This window comes from Citrobacter sp. RHB25-C09 (assembly GCF_013836145.1).
GTDB lineage: Bacteria > Pseudomonadota > Gammaproteobacteria > Enterobacterales > Enterobacteriaceae > Citrobacter_A.
This window is the reverse complement of the sequence record NZ_CP057483.1, coordinates 956452-982127: the sequence shown is the minus strand read 5'-3', so window position 1 is coordinate 982127 and position 25676 is coordinate 956452. Positions and strand designations below refer to the sequence as shown.

Here is a 25676-nt window from a genome sequence, read left to right as displayed (position 1 = left end):
GTGGCCTGGCGATCCCCGAAGCGATCGCCAAAAGTCATCGCTACACTACCATTACATTCCTTTGTGAAGAACAATTACCAGGTTTTACCAATGTTAAACTGGAACTGTTCCGCTTTGTCTCCATCGTACTTTTTAAACGGCTGGGCGTAGGAGAAGACCAACGGCCCCAATGGGGACATCCATTGTAATGCGATACCAGCGGACATACGGATATTGCTCGGATCGCTGTAGTCAGGATAACCGGAATACGCGCTTGAATCCCAGTTGGTATCCCACACGGTACCCATATCCCAGAAGAAGGAGGTACGTACCGAGTTTGCGTACTTATCGCTGATAAACGGCGTCGGAGTAATGAACTCAAGGCTGGCGACAGCCATGGCGTTACCGCCCACTGCATCATCCGATTCACACGGCGCGGATTCAGTGCTCTTACATTCGTTATCATAGTCGTCATCATCGTCATGACGGCTGCTGGCCGGGAAGTAGACCGCTTTTGGACCAATGGTATTAGACTGGAAACCACGTACGGTGCTGGAGCCACCCGCATAGAAGTTTTCATAGAACGGCATCTCTTTACCGCTCAGGCCATCGCCATAACCCCAACGGGTACGACCCAATACCACCCATTTGTGATCGTCATCGATCGGCACGTAGGTCGCGGTGTCGAGCGTCGCTTTGTAGTATTCGTTATCAGAACCTGGAATGGTCACTTTACCGTTCAGGTTGATACGCGTACCTTCCGTTGGGAAGAAGCCACGGTCCAGCTTGTTGTAGGTCCAGCCGTAGTTGAAGGTGAAATCATCTGCGGCAAAGCTGTTGCGGTCGTTCGTTGAATCCGGATTTTCGCCCATCGAATCCAGGTAACGCCACATCGCAACCTGCGGCTGCATGTTGGACAGCTTGTTATGAACATAGCCCAGACCTGCACGCAGCGTGTTGTATTCGTTAATCGGGAAGCCCAGCGTCACGTCTGTACCATAACTCTTGTTGGTATAGTCAGACAGATCCGCGTCATCTGCTTCGAAGTCGTTATAGAACACGCGACCACCCAGACTTACACCGTCAACGGTAAAGTAGGGGTTGGTGACCGACAATTCAGTATAGGTCTGGTAATCGTTTTTGGTACCGTTAATGCCAACGGCATAGCCCGTACCTAACCAGTTATCCTGCTGAACGCCCGCCTGGAAGCTCACGCCACTTTCCGTACCGTAACCGATACCGAAGTTGAAGCTACCGGTGTTACGCTCTTTGACCTTGTAAACCACATCTACCTGATCCGGACTGCCAGGAACGCGTTGTGTATCGGTATCGACGGTTTCAAAGTAGCCCAGACGGTTCAGACGCTCTTTACCCTGATCGACCAGATCGCTGCCCAACCATGCCCCTTCCATCTGGCGCATTTCGCGACGCAGAACGGCATCTTTGGATGTGTCGTTGCCTTCAAAGCGGATCTTACGCACGTAGAAACGGTTACCCGCATCAACGTTGACGCGCAGCTTGACGGTTTTGTCAGCATCGTTAATTTCAGGCTGTGACTGAACGCGCGGATAGGCATAGCCATAGCGACCCAGAAGCTTTTTAATGTCGTCTTCCATTTTGGTCACTTTGGTGCCGTTATACAGCTCGCCCGGCTCAATTTTAGTCAGGCTTTCAATCTCGGCAGAGTGTCCGGCCAGGTTACCCGTCACCTGAACGCCAGAAAGCTTATACTGCTCGCCTTCCGTGATGTTCACGGTGATGTAAATCCCTTTCTTGTCCGGCGTCAGGCTGACCTGCGTGGAGTCAATGTTGAAACGTGCGTAGCCGCGATCCAGATAGTAGCTGCGCAGGGTTTCAAGGTCGCCCGCCAGCTTCTGCTTCTGATATTTACGATCGCCCACCACGTTCCACCACGGTACTTCATCACGCAGCTGGAAGTGAGAGATCAGTTCATCAGTGCTGAAGGCGTGGTTACCAACGATGTTAATCTGTTGGATCTTCGCCGAAACACCTTCCTGGAACACCAGTTTGAGGTCCACACGGTTACGCGGCAGCGGCGTTACGACAGCTTTGACGCTGGCGCTATACTTACCGACGCTATAATAGAAGTCTTCCAGCCCTTTCTCGATATCGGCAATGGTGGTGCGATCCAGAGACTCGCCAACACGCACGCCAGACGCCTCGAGGTTTTGCTTCAGCATGTCATCTTTCACCGACTTGTTTCCGGAGAAAGTAATGCTGGCAATCGTCGGACGCTCTTTTACCTGAACCAGAAGAGTATCACCATCACGAAGGACGCGGACATCCTCAAAGTTGCCGGTAGCAAACAGTGCGCGAATGGTATTACTGATATCTTCATCATTAACCGTGTCGCCTGTGCGCACCGGCATACTGAGGAGGGCCGCACCAACGGCGACACGCTGCAGGCCTTCGAAATGAATGTCCTTCACTACGAACCCTTCAGCACCGTATACGGTCGCGCTGCTAAACAGCAGCGACGCTATGAGCAACTTTTTCATCGCCATCGTTATTATGCGTTCTTCCTAACACTCTCTTACAACCGAGAGAAATCATTGAAAAGTGCAAGCCCCATTAACAGCACCAGCAAAATCGAGCCAATGCGATAACTAAAGTCTTGAACCCGCTCGGATACCGGTCCGCCCTTAAGCTTTTCAATCGCCAGGAACAGCAGATGCCCCCCGTCAAGAACGGGCAACGGAAAGAGGTTAATTATCCCTAAGTTCACGCTAATCAGCGCCAGGAACATCAGGTAATAAATCACCCCGAACTCCGCTGACATCCCAGCCCCCTGAGCGATAGAAATCGGCCCACTGAGGTTGTTCAGTTTCACATCACCGGTTATCAATTTTCCCAGCATGTTGACCGTCAGTTTCATCAACTGCCACGTTTTATCCGTGGCCTGTGCGATGGCGCTAAACGGCCCATACTGGCGTACTGTCTTGTACTCATCTGGCAGAGGAATGATTTTCGGCACCACGCCGGCAAACCCTTCTGCCTTTCCGTTACTTGATTTCGTATCCGGAATTAGCGTCAAAGACAAGGCGCTCCCTTGTCTCTCAATTTCCAGCGCTAACGGCTTCCCTGGATTATCGCGCACAAGCGTTACGAACGTCATCCATTGCGTTAACGGTTGACCATCGACTTTAACGATCCTGTCGCCCGCTTGCAAACCCGCTTTACTTGCAGCGGACTGCGCCTGCACTTCTGACAGTACCGGTTCTATCTGTGGCCCACGTGGTCGGATACCTAAAGAAGATACAGGATCTTCCTTATCTGGCTCAAATGCCCACTGTCGCAAATCCAGCATTTTGTCTTGTCGCTGGTTGCTGCCAAAAGGCGCCACGCTGATTGTTGTGTGTTCATCACCGATTTTCGTGACCAGTTGTAAACGCACTGCATCCCAATCAGGGGTTTCGATACCATCAACGGCTTTAAGTTCCGTACCGGCAACAATTTGCGCTTGTGCAGCGATTGAATTGGGCGTTATTTCACCAACCACCGGACGAACACCGGGCACACCGATGATAAACACCAGCCAGTAAGCAAAAATAGCAAAGAGGAAATTAGCAATCGGACCTGCCGCAATAATCGCCGCACGCTGACCGACTGTTTTATTATTGAAAGCATGGTGGCGCAGTTCAGGAATAACGGGTTCCGCGCGCTCATCCAGCATTTTGACATAACCGCCCAGTGGGATTAGGGCGATAACATATTCTGTCCCTGACTTGTCGGTACGACGCCAGAGCGCTTTACCAAAGCCAATGGAAAAGCGCTCTACGCGGACACCGCAGCGCCGGGCAACCCAGAAATGGCCAAATTCGTGCACGGTGATAAGCACACCCAGTGCGACGATGAATGCAGCCAGATTCCAGAGAATACTCAGCATAAAACCTTCCGTTATAGCGTTTTGAATACCAGTAACAACAGGCAGGCGAAGACCGGTACAGCCGCCGTCAGGCTATCTATACGATCAAGAATACCACCGTGTCCTGGAATCAAATGACCGCTGTCTTTAATTCCTGCTTCACGCTTAAACATGCTCTCGGTTAAATCCCCCAGCACAGAAGCCAGAGCAGCAACAATAGAGCAGATCAATAAGGTGACAGGCGCGACTTCCAGATTCGCCCATACGCCGTAACCCCATGAGATCACCGCTGCAGTCACGAGCCCGCCAAAAAAACCCTGCCAGGTTTTACCCGGTGAGACTTTAGGCGCAAGTTTATGTTTGCCAAACAGTTTTCCAAACATATACGCCCCGGAGTCTGCACCCCAGACAAGGATCATGACATAGAGCAGCCATAGCGCGCCACTATAATGATTCTCATCATAGTGCCATGCCCGCAGCGCCAGCATCCCCCAAAAGAATGGGACGATGGTCAGTACGCCAAAAATTATGCGCAATATCTTTGAATTACGCCAGAATGTCGCCGAGCTGGGGTAAAAAAAGACCAACAAAAGCGCGAAAATCCACCACCCCAACGAGGCCCAAAGTGAAACTTCGACCAGGGGTTGGTGAATATTACGATGATATTCCGGCAGCAGAAACAGCATCAGCGCGAGTAATAACCCGCACAGCACCGCCAGCCATACGCGTTGGGTGCGAGTGGCAAAACCGCTTAACTGTCCCCATTCCCACGCGGCCAGCATACACACAACCAGCGTCACAATGGCGAACCCCACCGGCGGCAATAAAAACAGTGCCGCGATGACCACAGGTATTAAAACAAAAGCAGAAATCAGGCGATACTTCAGCAAAAGCGACCCCCATCAGGCTTTTTCATCACCGGGCTCGGTGCCGCCGAAACGACGCTCTCGATTTGCAAAGGCATGCAGTGCACCTTCAAAGTCTTGTTCATCGAAATCGGGCCAAAGAACATCTGTAAAGTAAAGTTCGGCATAGGCAATTTGCCAAAGCAAAAAGTTACTGATTCGATGCTCTCCCCCAGTCCTAATTACTAAATCTACAGGAGCCAGCTCATGCATACAGATTTGTTGATTGAGTGTTTCTTCATCAATCTGATCAGGACGCAGTAAACCTTCCTGCACCTGTTCTGCTAATTGCCTGACTCCCTGGACAATATCCCAGCGTCCACCGTAATTCGCAGCGATATTCAGCGTCAGCCCGGTGTTATGGGCAGTGATGGCTTCTGACTTACGAATACGTTCTTGCAAACGTGAGTTAAATCGACTGATATCACCAATAATGCGCAGGCGAACGTTGTGGCGGTGCAGGCTTTTCACTTCGCTATCGAGCGCCCACACAAACAGTTCCATCAACGCACTCACTTCCTGTGCAGGTCGATTCCAGTTTTCACTACTAAAGGCATACAGCGTTAACGCATCAATACCATTGTTGGCAGCAAAAGAGACGGCCCGACGAACGGATTTCGCTCCGGCCTTATGCCCGAAGGCGCGGATCTTCCCTTGCTTTTTCGCCCAGCGACCATTGCCGTCCATAATGATGGCAACATGACGACAGCCATGCGCGGGCAAATTTTCGCTTACTGGTTGAGTTGCAGACAACATAACGCGTTTTTAGTCCCTGAAAGGATTTGGCGGTACTCAGGAATACTGAAGCCTATACACAAAAAAGCCGTGTCATACCACGGCTTACCTGACCGAAAAAAGCCAAATACCTGCGATCAGGTGGCGCAGACTATATCACTGAAGCCCAACGCTAACAAATAGCACGATATCCTGTAGCGGGATAATCCTCAGCTTGCGAGTCGCATCACTTGTTTTCTGGCGACTTCTCGCGCAATTGCATCGACTTTCAGTACGTCATCAACGCTCTGAGGCTCCTGCAAGTCCATCTGCTCCAGTACGGCTAAATTCATATCGGCGATATCTGTAAAGCGAATCTCTTCAGCAAGAAACGCAGCAACGACGACTTCATTTGCTGCATTTAGCGCGGTTGTGGCTGCCTGCCCCTGCTCAAACGCCTCCATCGCCAGTTTCAGGCAAGGATAGCGCAGATAGTCCGGCGCGCTAAACGTCAACGCACTGAGCTTACAGAAATCGAGCGGCTTCACGCCAGACATCACGCGATTCGGCCACGCCATCGTATGGGCGATTGGCGTGCGCATATCGGGCTCACCCAGTTGCGCCAGTACGCTACCATCATGATAACGCACCATTGAATGAATGACCGACTGCGGGTGAATCAGCACTTCCATCTGGCGAGCACTGGCATTAAACAACCAACGCGCTTCAATGTATTCCAGACCTTTATTCATCATAGTGGCGGAATCGACGGAAATCTTACGCCCCATCGACCAGTTCGGATGACGACAGGCTTGATCGGGTGTCATTTTCACCAGATCGCGCAAGGGCGTTTCCCGAAACGGGCCACCAGACCCGGTAAGCAAAACAGACAGTACGCCATTTTGCTCGAGGTCAGCGTAACCCAGATTGTGTTGAATCGGTTGGGGCATACTCTGAAAAATAGCGTTGTGCTCGCTGTCTACCGGCAAAAGTCGTGCTTTGCTGTGCTTTACCGCGTCCATAAACAGTCGTCCGCAGGTGACCAGCGACTCTTTATTTGCCAGCAGAATGGTTTTTCCGGCACGAATAGCGGCTAACGTCGGCAGCAATCCTGCTGCGCCAACAATGGCGGCCATGACCTGATCGACGTCATCGAGCGCCGCCATATCACATGCGGCCTGCTGTCCGCTCATGACTTCAGTACGGCTACCGTGCTGACGCAGCGTCTCGCGAAGCTGGTTGGCACTGGCTTCGTCATCCATCACGGCGTAACGTGGGGAGAACTCCAGGCACTGTTCCACCATACGGGTGACGTTTTTGCCTGCAACCAGTGCAACTACGCGAAAGTCGTCAGGGTTATGGCGCACCACGTCCAGCGTGCTGCCACCGATAGAGCCGGTCGAGCCCAGAATGGTTAAATACTTCATCTTTCGTCCAAAAATTGAGACGGGATAAAAAGCAAAACGCCGCCAGTCGATCCTAACGATCTTCTGAGCGGCGTTTTAGTCGTACAGGCGAATCAGAACTGCATCAGTTCCGCTTCTTTATCTGCCAGCGCCGCATCTACTTTCTTGATAGCCGCGTCAGTCATTTTCTGTACGTCGTCCTGAGAACGGCGATCGTCATCTTCGCTGATCTCTTTGTCTTTCAGCAGGGCTTTCACTTTGTCGTTCGCGTCACGACGCACGTTACGCACCGCAACACGTGCCTGTTCAGCTTCGCCACGCACGATTTTGGTCAGATCTTTACGACGCTCTTCGGTCAGAGGCGGCAGCGGAACACGAATATCAGCGCCTGCTGAACTCGGGTTCAGACCAAGATCAGAAGCCATAATCGCTTTTTCAACGGCCGGGCTCATGGAACGGTCGAACACGTTGATTTTCAGAGTACGGGAGTCTTCTACTGTTACGCTCGCCAGTTGACGCAGCGGCGTCGGCGTGCCGTAGTATTCCACGACAATGCCATCCAGCAGGCTGGGAGAAGCACGACCCGTGCGAATTTTGCTGATTTGGGTTTTGAACGCTTCTACGCATTTTTCCATGCGTACTTCAGCATCTTTTCTGATATCGCTAATCACGTTACGAATCCTTGAATACTAGTCTCAGGCAGACTATTCGCCAGCACAGCGCTACAGGTGTGCTAAGTATAGTCGCGTTTAATTCATGACAACGCCTAAGGCGCGTCCAGGTAAGATACCACTACAAAGTAAAGCGGAATCTTACCTGTATTTATCGCCGACGGAAATTATTCCGTGATTAAAGTGCCTTCTTTTTCACCCATGACCACGCGGCGCAGTGCGCCAGGTTTATTCATGTTGAAGACACGAATCGGCAACTTATGGTCGCGAGCCAGCGTAAACGCGGCAAGATCCATCACTTTAAGTTCTTTATCCAGCACTTCATTGTAAGTCAGCTGCTCGTACATGGTCGCAGTGGGGTCCTTCGCCGGATCGGCAGTAAACACACCATCGACTTTCGTCGCCTTCAGCACCACGTCAGCTTCGATCTCAATGCCGCGCAGGCAGGCAGCCGAATCGGTGGTAAAGAAGGGGTTACCGGTACCCGCAGAAAGGATCACTACGCGGTTATTGCGCAGTAGGCTAATCGCCTCTGCCCAGCTGTAGTTGTCGCAGACGCCATTAAGCGGGATAGCAGACATCAGGCGGGCGTTCACATAGGCGCGGTGAAGCGCATCGCGCATTGCCAGACCGTTCATCACGGTGGCCAGCATGCCCATGTGGTCGCCCACAACGCGGTTCATACCCGCTTTCGCCAGACCCGCGCCACGGAACAGGTTACCACCACCAATCACCACACCGACCTGAATACCCAGTTCAACCAGTTCTTTGATTTCCTGAGCCATACGATCCAGTATGCTTGCGTCAATACCGAAGCCTTCCGTTCCCTGCAGAGCTTCGCCGCTTAACTTGAGCAGAATGCGTTTATAGACGGGTTTTGCATTGGTAGCCATGTTTCTTTCCTGAGACTGTCAACGATTTAAAAAGGGGGTGAATTCTGGCGACAATGATATGCCGCTTCTCAGTACAACGAAATAAGAGCCATACTGATTTTGCGTGATGGGTGACAAAAAGAAGCCGCCCTCAGGCGGCTCCTTTTCAATCATTAAGACTGCTTGGACATTGCAGCAACTTCAGCTGCGAAGTCAGTCTCAACTTTCTCGATGCCTTCGCCCACTTCGAAGCGGATGAAGCCAGTGACGTCAGCGTTGTGCTCTTTCAGCAGCTGAGCAACAGACTTGCTTGGATCCATAACGAAAGGCTGGCCAGTCAGAGAAACTTCGCCGGTGAATTTCTTCATGCGGCCTTCAACCATTTTCTCTGCGATTTCTTTCGGCTTACCGGACTGCATCGCGATATCCAGCTGAACCTGGTACTCTTTTTCTACCACGTCAGCAGACACGTCTTCTGGCTTAACGAATTCTGGTTTGCTTGCAGCGATGTGCATTGCCAGCTGTTTAACCAGTTCTTCGTCAGCGCCTTTAGCAGCAACCAGAACACCGATACGCGCGCCGTGCTGGTAAGAACCCAGTACTTCGCCTTCCAGGGAAGACACGCGACGGATGTTGATGTTTTCACCGATTTTAGCAACCAGCGCAACACGCTCTTCTTCGAACTGTGCTTTCAGAACTTCAACGTCAGTGATTTTGCCAGCAACAGCTGCGTCCAGAACTTTGTTAGCAAATGCCTGGAAACCACCATCTTTAGCAACGAAGTCAGTCTGGCAGTTAACTTCCAGAATGATACCGTAGTTGCCGTCGATTTTAGTGATGATCACGCCGTCAGCAGCAACGTTGCCTGCTTTCTTAGCTGCTTTGATCGCACCGGATTTACGCATGTTTTCGATTGCCAGCTCGATGTCGCCGTTCGCTTCAGTCAGCGCTTTTTTGCAATCCATCATGCCTGCGCCAGTACGCTCGCGCAGCTCTTTTACCAGGGATGCGGTAATTTCAGCCATTCTTAAATCCTCGGGAGATGTGAACTGCCCGGCCGGGGGCCAAACAGTATAAATTGAAAAAAGGGGCCGATAATGGGCCCCTTTTCATACACGGTACTAATAAGGGGTAAAGCCTTATTATTCAGCTTCTACGAAGCTTTCTTCCGCCTGGGAAGCCAGATCCTGAGAACGGCCTTCACGAACGGTAGCAGCTACAGCGCCCAGGTACAGGCTAACAGCACGGATTGCGTCGTCGTTACCCGGGATAACGAAGTCAACACCGTCCGGATCAGAGTTGGTATCAACGATAGCAAATACCGGAATACCCAGGTTGTTTGCTTCTTTGATAGCAATGTGCTCGTGGTCAGCATCGATAACGAACAGAGCGTCTGGCAGACCGCCCATGTCTTTGATACCGCCCAGGCTGTTTTCCAGTTTCTCAAGCTCACGAGTGCGCATCAGCGCTTCTTTCTTGGTCAGCTTTTCGAAAGTACCGTCCTGAGACTGAGTTTCCAGGTCTTTCAGACGTTTGATAGACTGACGAACGGTTTTCCAGTTAGTCAGCATACCGCCCAGCCAGCGATGGTTCACGAAGAACTGGTCGCAGCTGTTAGCAGCGTCTTTCACCGCTTCGCTTGCAGCGCGTTTAGTACCAACGAAAAGGATTTTGCCTTTACGAGAAGCGATCTTGTTCAGTTCAGCCAGGGCTTCGTTGAACATCGGTACAGTTTTCTCAAGGTTGATGATGTGAACTTTGTTACGCGCGCCGAAGATGAACGGCTTCATTTTCGGGTTCCAGTAACGGGTCTGGTGACCGAAGTGAACACCAGCCTTGAGCATGTCGCGCATGGAAACAGTTGCCATGTTTAAAACCTCTATATAAAAGTTGGGGTTATGCCTCCACGTATCCCATATTACCGACCCCAAAGGGCACCCCGGAATATGTGCCGATACGTGTGTGTTGTTACACAAAGTGAGATTTGTCGCTCCCGTCCAGCCTGTGTATCTGAAATGGATCGGAAGTCCGGCGCGCTTTATACCACAAATACGCCGTTGACACCAATAATTGTTGGCGTGCTGTGCTGTTAATGATTCTCAATTTTGCAGCATGTATGTCAGCCTGATACCATTGACGGCACTTACACAATTATTGTCGAAATAATCGACACTGATGGACAGAATTCATGGCTATCTCAATCAAGACCCCTGAAGAAATCGAAAAGATGCGCGTCGCAGGCCGACTGGCCGCAGAAGTGCTGGAGATGATCGAACCGTATATCAAACCGGGCGTCAGCACCGGCGAACTGGATCGCATCTGCAATGACTATATCGTCAACGAACAGCACGCAATCTCTGCATGCCTTGGCTACCACGGTTATCCGAAATCGGTGTGCATCTCGATCAACGAAGTGGTGTGCCACGGTATCCCGGACGATGCCAAGCATCTGAAAGATGGCGACATCGTTAACATTGACGTGACCGTCATCAAAGATGAGTACCACGGTGACACCTCAAAAATGTTTATCGTCGGTAAGCCGACCATCCTGGGCGAGCGTCTGTGCCGCGTAACGCAGGAAAGCCTGTATCTGGCCCTGCGGATGGTGAAGCCTGGCATTCGTCTGCGCACATTAGGCGCGGCAATTCAGAAATATGCGGAAGGCGAAGGCTTCTCTGTGGTGCGTGAATACTGCGGACACGGTATCGGTCGCGGCTTCCACGAAGAACCGCAGGTGCTTCACTATGACGCAGATGACGGCGGCGTCGTGCTGCAACCGGGCATGACCTTCACCGTCGAGCCAATGCTGAATGCCGGTGACTACCGCATCCGCACCATGAAAGACGGCTGGACGGTAAAAACCAAAGACCGTAGCTTGTCTGCGCAATACGAGCATACTATTGTGGTGACCGAAAACGGCTGCGAAATTCTGACGTTACGTAAGGATGACACCATCCCGGCGGTCATTACGCACGAAGCATAACTATTTTGCCTGATGGCTCTATCGCTTATCAGGCCTACAAATGGCACTATTCCGTAGGCCGGGTAAGGCGCTTTTGCCGCCATCCGGCCTTTTTTATGGGTGGTGACAATGAATACTCTTCCAGAACAGCACGCGAATACGGCACTCCCCACCCTACCCGGCCAGCCGCAGAATCCGGGAAGCTGGTCACGCGACAAACTCACTGTCGCCGGAATCAAAACGTATATCGATGCCTTTCAGCAGTGGCTGGGCGAGGCTTTTGACAGCGGGGTTTCCGCGGAACAACTCATAGAAGCACGCACCGAATTTATCGACCAACTCCTGCAACGCCTGTGGATTGAGGCAGGGTTCGGACAGATAGGCGATCTGGCACTGGTCGCTGTCGGCGGCTATGGCCGCGGCGAACTGCATCCGCTTTCTGACATCGACCTGCTGATCTTAAGCCGCAAAAAATTACCCGATGAGCAGGCACAAAAAGTTGGCGAACTGCTGACACTGCTGTGGGACGTTAAGCTTGAGGTCGGGCACAGCGTGCGAACGCTGGAAGAGTGTCTGCTGGAAGGGCTGTCGGATCTGACCGTCGCGACCAACCTGATTGAAACCCGCCTGCTGATTGGCGATGTCGCGCTTTTTCTGGAGCTGCAAAAACACATCTTTAGCGAGGGATTTTGGCCATCCGATAAGTTTTATGCGGCCAAGGTAGAAGAACAGGAACAGCGCCACCAGCGCTATCACGGAACCAGCTATAATCTTGAGCCGGATATCAAGAGCAGCCCCGGTGGCCTGCGTGATATCCATACGCTACAGTGGGTTGCCCGTCGCCATTTTGGCGCCACGTCGCTCGATGAAATGGTCGGTTTCGGCTTTTTAACCCAGGCCGAGCGCGCCGAGCTTAACGAATGCCTGCACATTCTCTGGCGCATCCGCTTTGCGCTGCATCTGGTGGTGCCCCGTTACGACAACCGTCTGCTGTTTGACCGCCAGTTAAGCGTCGCCCAACGTCTGAATTACAGCGGCGACGGTAACGAACCGGTTGAGCAGATGATGAAAGATTACTTCCGGGTGACGCGCCGCGTCAGCGAACTCAATCAGATGCTGCTCCAGTTATTTGACGAAGCGATCCTCGCACTGTCTGCAGATGAAAAGCCACGTCCGATCGACGACGATTTTCAATTGCGCGGTTCACTTATCGATCTGCGGGAAGAGGATCTGTTCATTCGCGAGCCGGAAGCGATCCTGCGGATGTTTTACATGATGGTGCGTAACAGCGCGATCACCGGGATCTATTCAACGACCCTGCGCCACCTGCGTCATGCCCGTCGCCATTTGAATCAGCCGCTGTGTTATATCCCGGAGGCGCGCTCGCTGTTTCTCAGCATGCTGCGTCATCCTGGCGCAGTCAGTCGCGGCCTGCTGCCGATGCACCGTCATAGCGTGCTGTGGGCCTATATGCCGCAGTGGTCGCACATTGTCGGGCAGATGCAATTTGATCTGTTCCACGCCTACACGGTGGACGAGCACACTATCCGCGTGATGCTAAAACTGGAAAGTTTTGCCAAAGAAGAGACACGCCAGCGTCACCCGCTGTGCGTGGATCTGTGGCCACGCCTGCGTCAGCCGGAACTGATCCTGATTGCCGCGCTGTTCCATGATATCGCCAAAGGGCGTGGCGGCGACCATTCTGTACTGGGTGCGCAGGACGTGCTGAAATTCGCCGAACTGCACGGCCTGAACTCACGCGAAACGCAACTGGTAGCCTGGCTGGTACGCCAACACCTGCTGATGTCGGTCACCGCTCAACGTCGCGACATTCAGGATCCTGAAGTGATCAAGCAGTTCGCCGAAGAGGTACAAACGGAGCATCGGCTACGCTTCCTGGTGTGCCTGACGGTAGCGGATATTTGCGCCACAAATGAAACGTTATGGAATAGCTGGAAGCAGAGTCTGCTGCGTGAATTGTATTTCGCCACGGAAAAACAGCTGCGGCGGGGAATGCAAAACACGCCAGACATGCGTGAGCGGGTGCGTCATCATCAGCTTCAGGCGCTGGCGCTTCTGCGGATGGACAACATTGATGAAGAAGCCCTGCACCATATCTGGTCACGTTGTCGTGCCAACTATTTTGTGCGCCACAGTCCAAACCAGCTGGCCTGGCATGCGCGTCATCTTTTGCAGCACGATCTTAAAGAGCCGCTTATTCTGCTGAGCCCGCAGGCGACACGCGGCGGAACGGAAATCTTCATCTGGAGTCCGGACAGACCGTATCTGTTTGCCGCCGTCTGCGCCGAGCTGGACCGCCGCAATTTAAGCGTCCACGATGCGCAGATTTTCACCACCCGCGACGGCATGGCGATGGATACGTTCATTGTGCTGGAGCCGGACGGCAGCCCGCTTTCAGCGGACCGGCATGAAGCGATCCGTTTTGGACTGGAGCAGGCGATCACTCAGCGCAGTTGGCAACCGCCGCAGCCGCGTCGACAACCGGCGAAACTACGCCACTTTACCGTCGATACTGAGGTGACGTTCCTGCCGACGCATACTGACCGAAAATCGTTTCTCGAACTGATTGCGCTCGATCAGCCGGGACTGCTGGCGCGGGTCGGGCAAATTTTTGCCGATCTGGGAATTTCGCTTCATGGCGCCCGAATTACAACCATTGGCGAACGAGTAGAAGATTTATTCATAATCGCCACAGCGGACCGGCGTGCCCTTAATAATGAGCTCCAGCAGGAAGTGCATCAACGGTTGACAGAGGCCCTCAATCCAAACGATAAAGGGTAGTGTTTTTATTCATTAGGGAAAGAGTTTACCAATGCAGCAGTTACAGAACGTTATTGAAACCGCTTTTGAGCGCCGTGCGGAAATCACGCCGGCTAATGTTGATACCGTCACCCGTGAAGCGGTGAATCAGGTCATTTCTTTACTGGACTCCGGCGCACTGCGTGTAGCAGAAAAGATCGACGGCCAGTGGGTAACTCATCAGTGGCTAAAGAAAGCGGTACTGCTCTCTTTCCGTATTAACGATAACCAGGTTATCGACGGTGCGGAAAGCCGCTACTACGATAAAGTGCCGATGAAATTCGCTGATTACGACGAAGCGCGTTTTCAGAAAGAAGGCTTCCGCGTGGTTCCCCCAGCGGCGGTGCGTCAGGGCGCGTTTATCGCCCGCAACACCGTTCTGATGCCGTCCTATGTCAACATTGGCGCTTATGTTGATGAAGGCACGATGGTAGATACCTGGGCAACGGTAGGCTCCTGCGCGCAGATCGGTAAAAACGTTCACCTCTCCGGCGGCGTCGGCATTGGTGGCGTTCTGGAACCCTTGCAGGCTAACCCGACCATCATCGAAGACAACTGCTTCATTGGCGCGCGTTCCGAAGTGGTTGAAGGCGTTATCGTTGAAGAAGGTTCCGTCATTTCTATGGGTGTTTACATCGGTCAGAGCACCCGTATTTACGATCGTGAAACCGGCGAAGTGCATTACGGTCGCGTTCCGGCGGGTTCAGTTGTCGTTTCCGGCAACCTGCCGTCGAAAGATGGCAAATACAGCCTGTACTGCGCAGTGATTGTGAAAAAAGTCGACGCCAAAACGCGCGGCAAGGTGGGCATCAACGAACTCTTGCGCACCATCGACTAACAGCGGTTTGAAAAAGCGGGCTTAGCCCGCTTTTTTTACATTTGCGAGTGGCAAAAACAGAGCTTTTCATTAATTATTCAATAGTTAAAGTGAGCTTAAGGGGATCGCTATGTATGACAATCTGAAAAGTCTGGGCATTACCAATCCTGAAGAGATCGATCGTTACAGTCTGCGGCAAGAAGCCAACAACGATATTCTTAAAATCTATTTCCAGAAGGATAAAGGCGAGTTTTTTGCCAAGAGCGTGAAGTTCAAATATCCCCGCCAGCGCAAAACCGTTGTCGCCGATGGCGTCGGTCAAGGCTATAAAGAGGTGCAGGAGATCAGCCCGAACCTGCGCTATGTGATCGACGAACTGGATCAGATCTGCCAGCGCGATCGCACGGAAGTCGATCTTAAGCGCAAGATCCTTGATGATTTACGTCACCTGGAAAGCGTGGTGGCGAATAAGATCACCGAAATCGAATCCGATCTGGAAAAACTGACACGTAAATAAGTGGTTGTTACGCCTTATCCAGCCTACAGGTGCTCACCTCGTAGGCCGGATAAGCGTAGCGCCACCAGCCAATCAATCACCGCTGTTCATCCAGTTGTAACGCCACATACAGTAACAGCCTGTCGTCAAAGTTCCCCAAATCCAGCCCGGTCAGTTCTGAAATACGATTTAGTCGATACTCCAGCGTATTACGATGAATAAACAGCGCCTTAGAGGTCGCCAGCGGCTGAACATTATGGCGAAACCACGCCGCCAGGGTTCTGCGCAAAAGCCCGTTATTATCCATCGCCTTTAACCGCACCAGTGGGCGCGCCAGTTCATTGGCCTGCCAGCCGCCGCGCAAACTGTCGAGTAACACCGGTAGCATCAGATCCTGATAAAAATAGCTCCGGCTTTCCGGCATTCGCTGTTTGCCGACCATCATTGTAGTACGCGCGGTACGGTAAGAACGGGCAATACTGCCGGGACCCGTAAAGTAGTTCCCCAGCGAAACGCGAAACCGCAGTTGCCCGTTCTCTTTCATTCGCGCAATCAATTGCTCAACGCGCTTACGATGATCTTCCGCGTCCCAACGGCCAAACTGGTTCAGCGCCGGTTTTAACACTACCATTTCAGTCAGCGAGACAATCGCAATCAGGTTATTACGCTCTGGTGTGGTCAATGCATTTTGTAGCTGCTGCAACTCGGCCATCGCACTATCCACACCAAGCTGACCGCTGTCGACCTCCAGCACCGCCACCACGCGCGGTTGATTAAGGTCGATGCCCAGACGTTGCGCCCACTCGGTCAACGCCGGGGTGTTTTCTTCCGCCTGGATCAGGTTCATGACCAGCTCTTCACGCAGACGGCTGTCCTGGGCTAGCAGGTGCAGCAGGCGTGATTGCTCAAGCATCATTTCCGCGGTCATACACACCAGCTCGCCATATTTGCGCAGATATTCCGGCTCTCCGGTGAGGCCAATGACGCCGACGATTTCACCTTCCAGCCGCAACGGTAAGTTGATCCCCTGGCGAACACCGTGCAAATGACGCGCTACGGCATCATCAATATCCACGACGCGCCCTTGAGATAGTACCAACAGCGCGCCTTCGTGCAATTCACCAATACGCTCTCGATCACCACTGCCGATGATCCGCCCACGGGCATCCATTACGTTGATATTGGTATCAATGATGCGCATTGTGCGCGCCACGATATCCTGCGCCATTTTGGTATCAAGATGCCAGCCAGCCATAAACCCCTCCTGTGAGCAGAGCTCAAGAATAGGGAAGATAATAAACGGCGGCATTGTGCAAATGCACAAAGCAGAGGGGAGAAGTATGGAGTTGTGGAAGGTATCACAAAAAGAACCCCCTTCCCTGTAACAGGAAGGGGTGGAGGGAGATTACTGCATCAGCAAATAGATTGTGTTGTCGCCACGCTGAATATTCAGCGCCAGGACAGACGGTTTGCTGTCGAGGATCTTACGCAGCTCGGCAATGTTTTTCACCGCCTGCTGGTTAGCACCGATAATCACATCACCTTTTTTCAGGCCAATCTGTGCGGCTGGGGTGTTCGCTTTCACGTTGTTCACCACCACGCCTTTGTCCTGGCCTTTGTTGCTCATTTCAGCGCCTTCGATACCGCTGAAGATGGAGCTGGAATCAACCTGATTCTGGCTGCTCTGCTGCAGTTCCAGATTGACGGTCACCGGCTTCCCTTCACGCAGCAGGCCGAGGGTAATTTTGCTGCCCACCGGCATGGTACCGACCTGAGCACGCAGCGCCGCAAAGCTGTTGATTGGCTTACCATTCAGAGTGGTAATCACGTCCCCTGCTTTGATTCCCGCCTTCGATGCGGAAGAGTTCGGCAGTACCTGGCTGACGAATGCACCACGCTGTGCGTCAACTTTCATCGCTTTCGCCAGCTCAGAGCTCAGTTCGGTCCCCATGATCCCCAGTTCGCCGCGTTTCACCTGGCCGAATTCAACCATCTGCGAGGTCAGGTTTTTCACCATGTTGCTTGGGATCGCAAAGCCGATACCGATGTTACCGCCGTCCGGCGCGAGGATCGCAGTGTTAATGCCGATCAGTTCCCCGTTCAGGTTAACCAGCGCGCCACCGGAGTTACCCCGGTTGATTGCCGCATCGGTCTGAATGAAGTTTTCATAGTTTTGCGCGTTCAGGCCGCTACGACCAAGTGCAGAAACGATACCGGAAGTGACCGTCTCCCCCAGACCAAATGGGTTACCGATAGCGACCGTGTAATCACCCACGCGCAGCGAATCGGAATCGGCAAGTTTAATCGCCGTCAGGTTTTTCGGATCCTGAATCTGGATCAGCGCAATATCGGAGCGCGGGTCTTTACCGACGATCTTCGCGTCGAATTTACGCCCATCGCTCAGTTGAACTTTAATCACCGTGGCGTTATCGACCACGTGGTTGTTGGTGACAACATAGCCTTTCGCGGCGTCAATAATGACCCCTGAACCCAGCGCCATAAATTTCTGCTGCTGGTTGCCGCCATTACCGCCCGGTACGCCACCCTGACAGAATGGAGAGCCCTGGAACGGTGAACCGTCCTGGCAGAACGGGGAATCATCACCGAAGAACTGCTGGAAATTACGCGGCATACGCTGAGAATTAACGGCAGTACTTCCTTCGACGTTAATGCTGACCACGGAGGGCATCACTTTTTCGAGCATCGGTGCCAGGCTTGGCATCTGCTGGGCCGTCGTTGCCGATGCCGTTTCAGCTGCGGTTGCAGAAAGCGGGGATAACGCCAGGCTCAAACTCAGAGCCAGTGCACTCATAGCTAAGGTCGTTTTTTTCATGTGTTTCAATCTCGATTACCAGATAACGCAAAATTGCTGTGTACATCAGATTCATTTTATTGCGCTAAGTTCCGGACTGAAGTTTATGGAAAAAGTAAAAATTTATAGTCCGTCTTTACAAAAGTCGTTTTATTGTTCGACCGCCATGAGACGACGATATTCATCCCATGCGTAGAGGTCGGTCATTCCGCTGATATAATCCTGGATCAGTCGGCAGCGATAATAATATTCCAGCACGGGGTACTCCGGCGAGTCTGACGCTAATTTACCGATAGCCTCAATGTAGGCCAACCGATGACGCGTTGATAATTTCTGAAATAGTCTGGATTCAATAGGGAAACGCATCAGACGCTCTTTTTCCACCAGTTCGCTAAAGTCAACCAGCGGCAGGCTTAATAAAGGCCCGTAGATGTCTAACAACCCGCTAATGACGCGGTAACCCTGCAACTCAAGCTGCTCGACGTCCGGGTGGCTAAATACATGTTTCATCGCTACATTTTTATATATCTTCAGTAAATGGCTATAATTACTGCCGTCTTCGAGCAATGCCTGATTAAAGGTTCCCTCAAAGATATGTTCCAGATTCTCAATAAAACGCTGGGCGGCGTAAGGCACCAGTTTATTAAGAGTATTCACGCGTAAATACATAAAGAACTGGTCTTCAGTACTGCGGCTTAACGTATTCGCCCGCGATTTATCCCAGGCGTTTTCGACAACCTGCGCGAACAGCGAGCTTTTTCCCTGTTCTCCCCAGGCATCCCGTAAATGCTGGAAGAGCTGTTCCACGCTGAAGATTCTTTTCTCAACCGCATCTTCCAGATCGGCCACGCAATAAGAGATATCATCGGCCGCTTCCATAATCCAGGTTAACGGGAACCGACTGTAAAGTGCGAGATCAAGTTCCTGACGTAACCTTGCAATATAGGCTTCTTCAGAAAGGTAATATCCCGGCTTTTTCATTAAGTAGCTGTGTGATGCGGGAGTTTCGCCGCGCCACCATGCCGGACGCGTATATTTCAGTATCCCCCCCACCTGCGCCCAGGTCAGGTTCATCCGCATTAAGGTATGTACCAGGCGAATTCCCTGGGCATTACCTTCGAAATGAGACAGATCCTGTCGGACCTTACGCCGCAGATCGTTGAGCGACTCTTCGCCTTCGCGCAGACGCAGCGTCGCCACTTTGCAGCGGTCTTCCGTTAATGGCTGGCTTTCAGCATCCGCCGGATGCAGTCGCTGGCGAAACCAGTCGTTGATAGCCGCCTCGCCAAAGTGGCCAAACGGCGGGTTACCGATGTCATGCATCAGGCAGGACATTTCAACAATGCTCTCGAAAGGCCCGGTCAGCTCATCCAGACCATATTGTTCGAGCAGCTTCATCTCTTTGAGGCGGCTGAGCACCTCTTTCGCAATATAGCGACCAACCTGCTGCACTTCCATGGAGTGCGTGAGGCGAGTGCGCACTGCCGCATTACGCTCAAGTGGGAATACCTGGGTCTTTTGCTGCAGCCGACGGATCGCCGGAGAATTAATAATGCGCCCGCGATCGCTTTCGAAAATGCGCAGGATCTCGTGCTCGGTTTTAACACCCTGCGGTGAACGATATCGACGATGCCAGTTTATTTTTTTCCGGAAATCAATCTGAGCCATGTCCTCTCCCGCGTGAGAATGCACTTCCCCTTAAGCGCATGATAGACTATGCCTTTAAATCTCACCTTGCGCGAGTAAATCTATGAAAATCGGCATCATTGGTGCAATGGAAGAAGAAGTTACGCTGCTGCGTGACAAAATCGAAAATCGTCAAACTCTCACCCTGGGCGGTTGTGAAATCTACACCGGTCAGCTAAACGGTACCGACGTTGCGCTGCTGAAATCCGGTATCGGTAAAGTCGCAGCGGCGCTGGGTGCGACGCTACTTCTGGAACGCTGCAAGCCGGACGTGATCATTAACACCGGTTCAGCGGGCGGCCTCGAACCAACGCTGAAAGTCGGCGACATTGTCGTCTCTGACGAAGCGCGCTATCACGACGCTGACGTTACCGCATTTGGCTACGAATTTGGTCAGCTTCCGGGCTGCCCTGCAGGCTTTAAAGCCGACGAAAAGCTGGTTGCCGCAGCAGAAACCTGCATTGCTGAACTGAACCTTAACGCCGTTCGCGGCCTGATCGTCAGCGGCGATGCTTTCATTAACGGTTCTGTGGGTCTGGCGAAAATCCGCCATAACTTTCCGCAGGCGATTGCCGTAGAAATGGAAGCGGCGGCTATCGCGCACGTGTGCCATAACTTCACGGTACCGTTTGTGGTGGTTCGCGCCATCTCCGACGTGGCCGATCAGCAGTCCCACCTCACCTTTGACGAATTCCTGGCCGTTGCCGCGAAGCAGTCAACGCTGATGGTTGAAACGCTGATACAGAAACTGGCGCATGGCTAACACATTCTTCAGGGCGCTTGCCGCCCTGCTCTTATCGTTTCCTGTGTGGCTGCACGCCGCACCCCGCGTGATTTCACTCTCCCCTGCCAATACCGAACTTGCTTTTGCCGCTGGCATCACTCCCGTTGGGGTCAGCAGCTATTCTGACTATCCACCCGCCGCACGAGACATCGAACAGGTTTCTACCTGGCAAGGCATGAACCTCGAACGCATCGTGGCGCTAAAACCAGATCTGGTCATTGCCTGGCGCGGCGGCAATGCCGAACGTCAGGTGAATCAACTCACTTCGCTGGGCATTAAGGTCATGTGGGTCGATGCCATCACCATTGAGCAAATTGCCGAGACATTGCGAAAACTGGCCGCCTGGAGCCCACATCCTGAAAAAGCGCAACGCGCCGCGCAAACCTTGTTGGACGAGTATTCGCAGCTAAAATCTCAGTATGCGGATAAAGCGAAAAAGCGCGTGTTTTTGCAGTTTGGCATCAATCCTCCGTTTACCAGCGGAAAAGGGTCGATTCAAAACGAAGTGATAGAGCTCTGTGGCGGAGAAAACATCTTTGCCGGCAGTCGGGTTCCCTGGCCCCAGGTAAGCCGTGAGCAGGTACTGGCACGGGAGCCGCAGGCGATCGTCGTCACAGGAAATTCGGGTGAAATTCTTAAAATTAAACAGTACTGGGGAGATCAGCTCCAAATTCCGGTTATTCCTCTAAACAGTGACTGGTTTGAACGTGCAAGCCCGCGTATTATCCTCGCCGCAAAACAACTCTGTAATGCGCTTTCACAGATTAGAGATACACACCCTCATTCATAATGCTTTAAAGAGGCAGCCTGAAGGATGATGCGTATGGGGATTAAAAATGCTTGTCTATTGGCTTGATATTGTCGGCACGGCTGTATTCGCTATCTCTGGCGTATTGCTGGCCGGTAAACTGCGTATGGATCCGTTTGGTGTACTGGTCTTAGGGGTGGTTACCGCCGTGGGCGGCGGGACGATCCGCGATATGGCGCTGGATAACGGTCCGGTTTTCTGGGTGAAAGATCCCACCGATCTGGTCGTCGCCATGGTCACCAGTATGCTCACCATCGTGCTGGTGCGCCAGCCCAGACGTTTACCTAAATGGATGCTGCCGGTGCTGGATGCCGTGGGTCTGGCGGTCTTTGTCGGTATCGGGGTAAATAAAGCGTTTATTGCCGGCACCGGACCCATGGTGGCAATCTGCATGGGAGTCATTACCGGCGTTGGCGGCGGGATTATCCGTGATGTGCTGGCGCGTGAAGTGCCCATGATCCTGCGTACCGAAATCTACGCAACGGCCTGTATTATTGGCGGGATGGTTCACGCCACTGCATTTTATACTTTCTCGATACCGTTAGAGACAGCCAGTATGATGGGGATGGTGGTGACACTGGTGATTCGCCTGGCGGCGATACGCTGGCATCTAAAACTGCCGACGTTTGCGTTAGATGAGAACGGGCGTTAAGGGCTCAGAGCAAGAATAGTAGGCCGGATAAGGCGTTAGACGCCATCCGGCACATCGCCCGGTGGCGACACGCTTACCGGGCCTACAGGGCAGCCTTCCGGCTATAGATCAAATGCTGAAAGAAGAACCACACCCGCAGGTGCTTTTCGCATTCGGGTTAGTGACTACGAAGCGGGAACCTTCCAGACCTTCGGTGTAATCAACAGACCCACCCACCAGATACTGCAGGCTCATTGGGTCAACAACCAGGCCCACGCCCTGTTTCTCAATGGTCATATCGCCTTCGTTGATCTGGTCATCAAAGGTAAAACCATACTGAAAACCGCTACAACCGCCACCGGTGATATAAACACGCAGTTTCAGGTTCGGGTTTTCTTCGTCTGCGATCAGGCTTTTTACTTTATTGGCTGCTGCTTCAGTAAATTGCAGTGGCAGCGCTACGTCATCACTCATTTTTTTGCTCCAAACGACATCGGCAATTGGGCAAATTATAACCCAATGATTACGGCCATTATCTAATACCCTGGTATTTCATTCAAGTATTCTCGCCGGCGGTTACCGCCTGGCTTTTTGCAGCCTGCTCCGCATCCTGCTTCGCCAAAGTACGGGCAAGGATGGTGGAGTATAACGGCTTTCCGCCGAGGAATTGTGCTAATAGTGTTGCGCCAAGACAGGTAATTATCATTGGCAAAATGAGCTGATAGTTATCGGTCATTTCCAGTACCAGCAAGATACCCGTCAACGGGGCGCGAAGCGATGCCGCCAGCAGCGCGCCCATTCCGGCAATGGCAAACGTTCCGGCGTCCAGTGAGTAATGCGGAAAGCAGACCGCCGCCGCCATGCCAAAGGCGGTACCCAACAGCGTGCCAAGTGCCAGCATCGGCGCAAAAATACCCCCCGGCGCGCCTGAAGAAAAGCACAGCAGCGTGGTAATGACTCGCGCAATAAAGATAAACAGCAGCAGCCCAACGCTAAAATTACCTGCCGCCGCAATGGGGATAAGGTTAAAGCCGCCCCCTGCCGCTTCAGGTTCGATCAACCCCAGAATACCGCACAGGCCGCCAATCACCCCACCCATCAGCACCCATTTGGTGATATTGCCGCCGTGAAAACGCTGGAACATGTCCTGCGCCCCCAGCACCAGCTTGTTAAAGAGCGGCCCTACGCAGCCAAATACCATGCCGAGGATCAGATACAGCCACAGCGTGTTGAGCGGCGCGTTGGACAACTTCCCCACCTCGATAATCGGTGCTTCACCGTTGAAGATGCGAAAGACAATGCTCGACATGATCACGCCGGTAAATACGGCTTTGATCGAAATAAGGTTGTAGCGAAACTGCGGGCGCATCTCTTCAATAATGAACAGGATCCCCGCCAGCGGTGCGTTAAAGGCCGCCGAGAGCCCCGCCGCCGCCCCTGTTGCCAACAGCGTGTGCCGTGCTTCGGCGCTGCGCATACGAAAAATATCCAGCACCATGCGGCCAATATTGCCGCCAATCTGGACCGTAGGGCCTTCGCGCCCAAGCACCATTCCAGCGCCCAGCGTCCCCATCCCGCCGATGAATTTCACTGGCAATACGCGCCACCAGCGAACGGGACGCAGCTCTTCCAGTGCACCTTCGATCTCCGGGATCCCCGAGCCCCCCGCTTCCGGGGCGAATTTACGCACCAGAAAATAGCCGACCATCGCCAGCAGCGCAGAGAGGATAAAGGCCAACGGCCAAAGGAGAAACGCGCGATCGGCAACGCTTGCCAGGGTACTAATACGCATATTCTGCACCCAGGTGACAGCATGTTCGAACGCCACGCCGACAAGCCCGGTGATCGTACCGACCACCGCCGCCATGAACAGGATTGCCAGCGGCGTTTTATCCCGTTCCAGCAGTCGACGGATCAGATCCCCGCGCCGTAAACGCACAACTTGTTGTGCTTCAAAAGTGGGAGTTTCTGTTTTCATGGATTAATCGTTAATTGGTCATACAAATGCAGGCGGACATTGTACTCGCCTGGACGGCGAAAATCCCTGGAAATCGCGTTGTTTCAAATACAGATAAGTTTACTTAGAATAGCGGGCATTCACTTTTTCTACGAACCAGGAATTCCATCCATGAGTAAGTCTGAAAACCTCTACAGCGCAGCACGCGAGCTAATTCCCGGCGGCGTTAACTCTCCTGTTCGCGCCTTTACTGGCGTGGGTGGCACTCCGCTGTTTATCGAAAAAGCCGATGGCGCGTACCTGTATGATGTCGATGGCAAAGCCTACATCGATTACGTCGGCTCCTGGGGGCCTATGGTGCTGGGCCACAACCATCCGGCCATTCGCAACGCGGTCATTGAAGCCGCCAGCCGTGGCTTGAGCTTTGGCGCACCAACCGAGATGGAAGTGAAAATGGCGGAACTGGTGACCGAACTGGTGCCGACCATGGACATGGTGCGCATGGTGAACTCCGGGACTGAAGCCACCATGAGCGCGATTCGTCTGGCGCGTGGCTTCACCGGTCGCGATAAGATCATCAAATTCGAAGGCTGTTATCACGGCCATGCGGACTGCCTGCTGGTAAAAGCCGGTTCCGGCGCGCTGACCCTCGGCCAGCCGAACTCTCCGGGCGTACCGGCAGATTTCGCCAAACATACCCTGACCTGCACCTATAACGATCTGGATTCCGTGCGCGCCGCGTTTGAACAGTTCCCGCTGGAGATCGCCTGTATCATCGTTGAACCGGTGGCTGGCAACATGAACTGCATTCCACCGCTGCCGGAATTCCTGCCGGGCCTGCGCGCCCTGTGCGACGAGTTCGGCGCGCTGCTGATCATCGACGAAGTGATGACCGGCTTCCGCGTGGCGCTGGCAGGCGCTCAGGATTACTACGGCGTGGTGCCGGATCTCACCTGTCTGGGCAAAATTATCGGCGGCGGGATGCCGGTCGGCGCCTTCGGTGGTCGTCGCGACGTGATGGATGCGCTGGCGCCAACCGGTCCGGTCTATCAGGCAGGCACGCTGTCCGGTAACCCGATTGCCATGGCGGCAGGCTTTGCCTGTCTGAACGAAGTGGCTCAACCAGGGGTGCATGAAACGCTGGATGAGCTGACCACGCGCCTGGCGGAAGGCCTGCTCGACGCGGCGCAGGAAACTCACATTCCGCTGGTTGTTAACCATGTCGGCGGTATGTTCGGGATTTTCTTCACCGATGCGGAATCTGTAACCTGCTATCAGGATGTTATGGCATGCGACGTAGAACGCTTTAAGCGCTTCTTCCACATGATGCTGGAGGAGGGCGTTTATCTGGCCCCATCGGCGTTTGAAGCGGGCTTTATGTCGGTCGCGCACAGCATGGAAGATATCAATAACACCATTGATGCCGCACGCCGGGTGTTTGCGAAGCTGTAACAGAGTACGTTGTAAACC

The 25676-nt window shown here is 53.0% G+C and carries 22 protein-coding genes and 1 pseudogene; 8 read left to right on the top strand and 15 right to left on the bottom strand.

The features are described 5' to 3' along the window. Positions 1-74: 74 nt before the first annotated feature. From bamA to rpsB, 9 genes are all read right to left on the bottom strand, one after another. Complete coding sequence (bamA, locus tag HVY19_RS04595; RefSeq protein WP_181683196.1) at positions 75-2504, bottom strand: outer membrane protein assembly factor BamA; 2430 nt, start codon at positions 2502-2504, stop codon at positions 75-77. A gap of 29 nt (positions 2505-2533) precedes the next feature. Then, complete coding sequence (gene rseP, locus HVY19_RS04590) at positions 2534-3886, bottom strand: sigma E protease regulator RseP (RefSeq protein ID WP_181683195.1); 1353 nt, start codon at positions 3884-3886, stop codon at positions 2534-2536. A gap of 11 nt (positions 3887-3897) precedes the next feature. Then, positions 3898-4755: a phosphatidate cytidylyltransferase gene (cdsA, locus tag HVY19_RS04585; RefSeq protein WP_181683194.1), complete on the bottom strand. Its 858-nt coding sequence runs from the start codon at positions 4753-4755 to the stop codon at positions 3898-3900. Between the two features lie 12 nt (positions 4756-4767). Further along, the gene (ispU, locus tag HVY19_RS04580; protein ID WP_181683193.1) at positions 4768-5526 is read right to left on the bottom strand and encodes a (2E,6E)-farnesyl-diphosphate-specific ditrans,polycis-undecaprenyl-diphosphate synthase; all 759 of its coding nucleotides are present in this window, start codon (positions 5524-5526) and stop codon (positions 4768-4770) included. A 188-nt stretch (positions 5527-5714) separates the two neighbouring features. Then, positions 5715-6911: a 1-deoxy-D-xylulose-5-phosphate reductoisomerase gene (gene ispC, locus HVY19_RS04575; RefSeq protein ID WP_181683192.1), complete on the bottom strand. Its 1197-nt coding sequence runs from the start codon at positions 6909-6911 to the stop codon at positions 5715-5717. 92 nt (positions 6912-7003) lie between these two features. Beyond that, positions 7004-7561 carry a ribosome recycling factor gene (frr, locus tag HVY19_RS04570; RefSeq protein ID WP_181683191.1) on the bottom strand — a complete coding sequence of 186 codons (558 nt, stop codon included), beginning with the start codon at positions 7559-7561 and terminating at the stop codon, positions 7004-7006. A gap of 167 nt (positions 7562-7728) precedes the next feature. Beyond that, the gene (pyrH, locus tag HVY19_RS04565) at positions 7729-8454 is read right to left on the bottom strand and encodes a UMP kinase (protein WP_046475796.1); all 726 of its coding nucleotides are present in this window, start codon (positions 8452-8454) and stop codon (positions 7729-7731) included. A 152-nt stretch (positions 8455-8606) separates the two neighbouring features. Continuing rightward, complete coding sequence (tsf, locus tag HVY19_RS04560; protein ID WP_181683190.1) at positions 8607-9458, bottom strand: translation elongation factor Ts; 852 nt, start codon at positions 9456-9458, stop codon at positions 8607-8609. Between the two features lie 117 nt (positions 9459-9575). Next, complete coding sequence (rpsB, locus tag HVY19_RS04555; RefSeq protein WP_012133990.1) at positions 9576-10301, bottom strand: 30S ribosomal protein S2; 726 nt, start codon at positions 10299-10301, stop codon at positions 9576-9578. 320 nt (positions 10302-10621) lie between these two features. Between rpsB and map the strand changes: the two genes are divergently transcribed. The 4 genes from map to HVY19_RS04535 all read left to right on the top strand — a co-directional run bounded on the left by map (position 10622) and on the right by HVY19_RS04535 (position 15549). Continuing rightward, complete coding sequence (map, locus tag HVY19_RS04550; protein WP_181683189.1) at positions 10622-11416, top strand: type I methionyl aminopeptidase; 795 nt, start codon at positions 10622-10624, stop codon at positions 11414-11416. Positions 11417-11524: 108 nt separating this feature from the next. Then, positions 11525-14197, top strand: a complete 2673-nt coding sequence (gene glnD / locus HVY19_RS04545; RefSeq protein WP_181683188.1) for a bifunctional uridylyltransferase/uridylyl-removing protein GlnD — start codon at positions 11525-11527, stop codon at positions 14195-14197. 31 nt (positions 14198-14228) lie between these two features. After that, entirely contained in the window at positions 14229-15053 is an 825-nt protein-coding gene (dapD, locus tag HVY19_RS04540) for a 2,3,4,5-tetrahydropyridine-2,6-dicarboxylate N-succinyltransferase (RefSeq protein WP_181683187.1), read from the top strand. 109 nt (positions 15054-15162) lie between these two features. After that, entirely contained in the window at positions 15163-15549 is a 387-nt protein-coding gene (locus HVY19_RS04535; RefSeq protein WP_181683186.1) for a DUF3461 family protein, read from the top strand. A gap of 76 nt (positions 15550-15625) precedes the next feature. On the opposite strand, the gene cdaR is transcribed toward HVY19_RS04535, so the two are convergent. The 3 genes from cdaR to dgt all read right to left on the bottom strand — a co-directional run bounded on the left by cdaR (position 15626) and on the right by dgt (position 20008). Continuing rightward, entirely contained in the window at positions 15626-16783 is a 1158-nt protein-coding gene (gene cdaR, locus HVY19_RS04530; RefSeq protein ID WP_181683185.1) for a DNA-binding transcriptional regulator CdaR, read from the bottom strand. A gap of 150 nt (positions 16784-16933) precedes the next feature. Then, a complete protein-coding gene (gene degP / locus HVY19_RS04525; RefSeq protein WP_181683184.1) occupies positions 16934-18361 on the bottom strand; it encodes a serine endoprotease DegP in 1428 nt (475 codons plus the stop codon). Between the two features lie 129 nt (positions 18362-18490). After that, positions 18491-20008 (bottom strand): dGTPase, encoded by a 1518-nt coding sequence (dgt, locus tag HVY19_RS04520; RefSeq protein ID WP_181683183.1) that lies wholly within the window; start codon positions 20006-20008, stop codon positions 18491-18493. A gap of 82 nt (positions 20009-20090) precedes the next feature. Here dgt and mtnN point away from each other — a divergent pair, with 82 nt between their 5' ends. The 3 genes from mtnN to HVY19_RS04505 are packed head-to-tail and all read left to right on the top strand — an operon-like array spanning position 20091 to position 22270. After that, entirely contained in the window at positions 20091-20789 is a 699-nt protein-coding gene (mtnN, locus tag HVY19_RS04515) for a 5'-methylthioadenosine/S-adenosylhomocysteine nucleosidase (RefSeq protein ID WP_181683182.1), read from the top strand. Then, positions 20782-21600: a vitamin B12 ABC transporter substrate-binding protein BtuF gene (gene btuF, locus HVY19_RS04510; protein ID WP_181683181.1), complete on the top strand. Its 819-nt coding sequence runs from the start codon at positions 20782-20784 to the stop codon at positions 21598-21600. The genes mtnN and btuF overlap by 8 nt, the downstream gene beginning before the upstream one ends. A gap of 46 nt (positions 21601-21646) precedes the next feature. After that, positions 21647-22270, top strand: coding sequence for a TRIC cation channel family protein (locus HVY19_RS04505; RefSeq protein ID WP_181683180.1), 624 nt, complete (start codon positions 21647-21649; stop codon positions 22268-22270). 108 nt (positions 22271-22378) lie between these two features. On the opposite strand, the gene erpA is transcribed toward HVY19_RS04505, so the two are convergent. The 3 genes and pseudogenes from erpA to clcA all read right to left on the bottom strand — a co-directional run bounded on the left by erpA (position 22379) and on the right by clcA (position 24227). Further along, positions 22379-22723: an iron-sulfur cluster insertion protein ErpA gene (gene erpA, locus HVY19_RS04500; RefSeq protein WP_046475767.1), complete on the bottom strand. Its 345-nt coding sequence runs from the start codon at positions 22721-22723 to the stop codon at positions 22379-22381. Then, positions 22720-22782, bottom strand: a pseudogene (yadW, locus tag HVY19_RS20675) (small protein YadW). The gene erpA and the pseudogene yadW overlap by 4 nt, the downstream one beginning before the upstream one ends. Positions 22783-22805: 23 nt before the next feature. Further along, positions 22806-24227, bottom strand: a complete 1422-nt coding sequence (clcA, locus tag HVY19_RS04495; RefSeq protein ID WP_181683179.1) for a H(+)/Cl(-) exchange transporter ClcA — start codon at positions 24225-24227, stop codon at positions 22806-22808. Positions 24228-24377: 150 nt separating this feature from the next. Here clcA and hemL point away from each other — a divergent pair, with 150 nt between their 5' ends. Continuing rightward, complete coding sequence (gene hemL, locus HVY19_RS04490; RefSeq protein ID WP_181683178.1) at positions 24378-25658, top strand: glutamate-1-semialdehyde 2,1-aminomutase; 1281 nt, start codon at positions 24378-24380, stop codon at positions 25656-25658. The last annotated feature ends 18 nt before the right edge of the window (positions 25659-25676 follow it).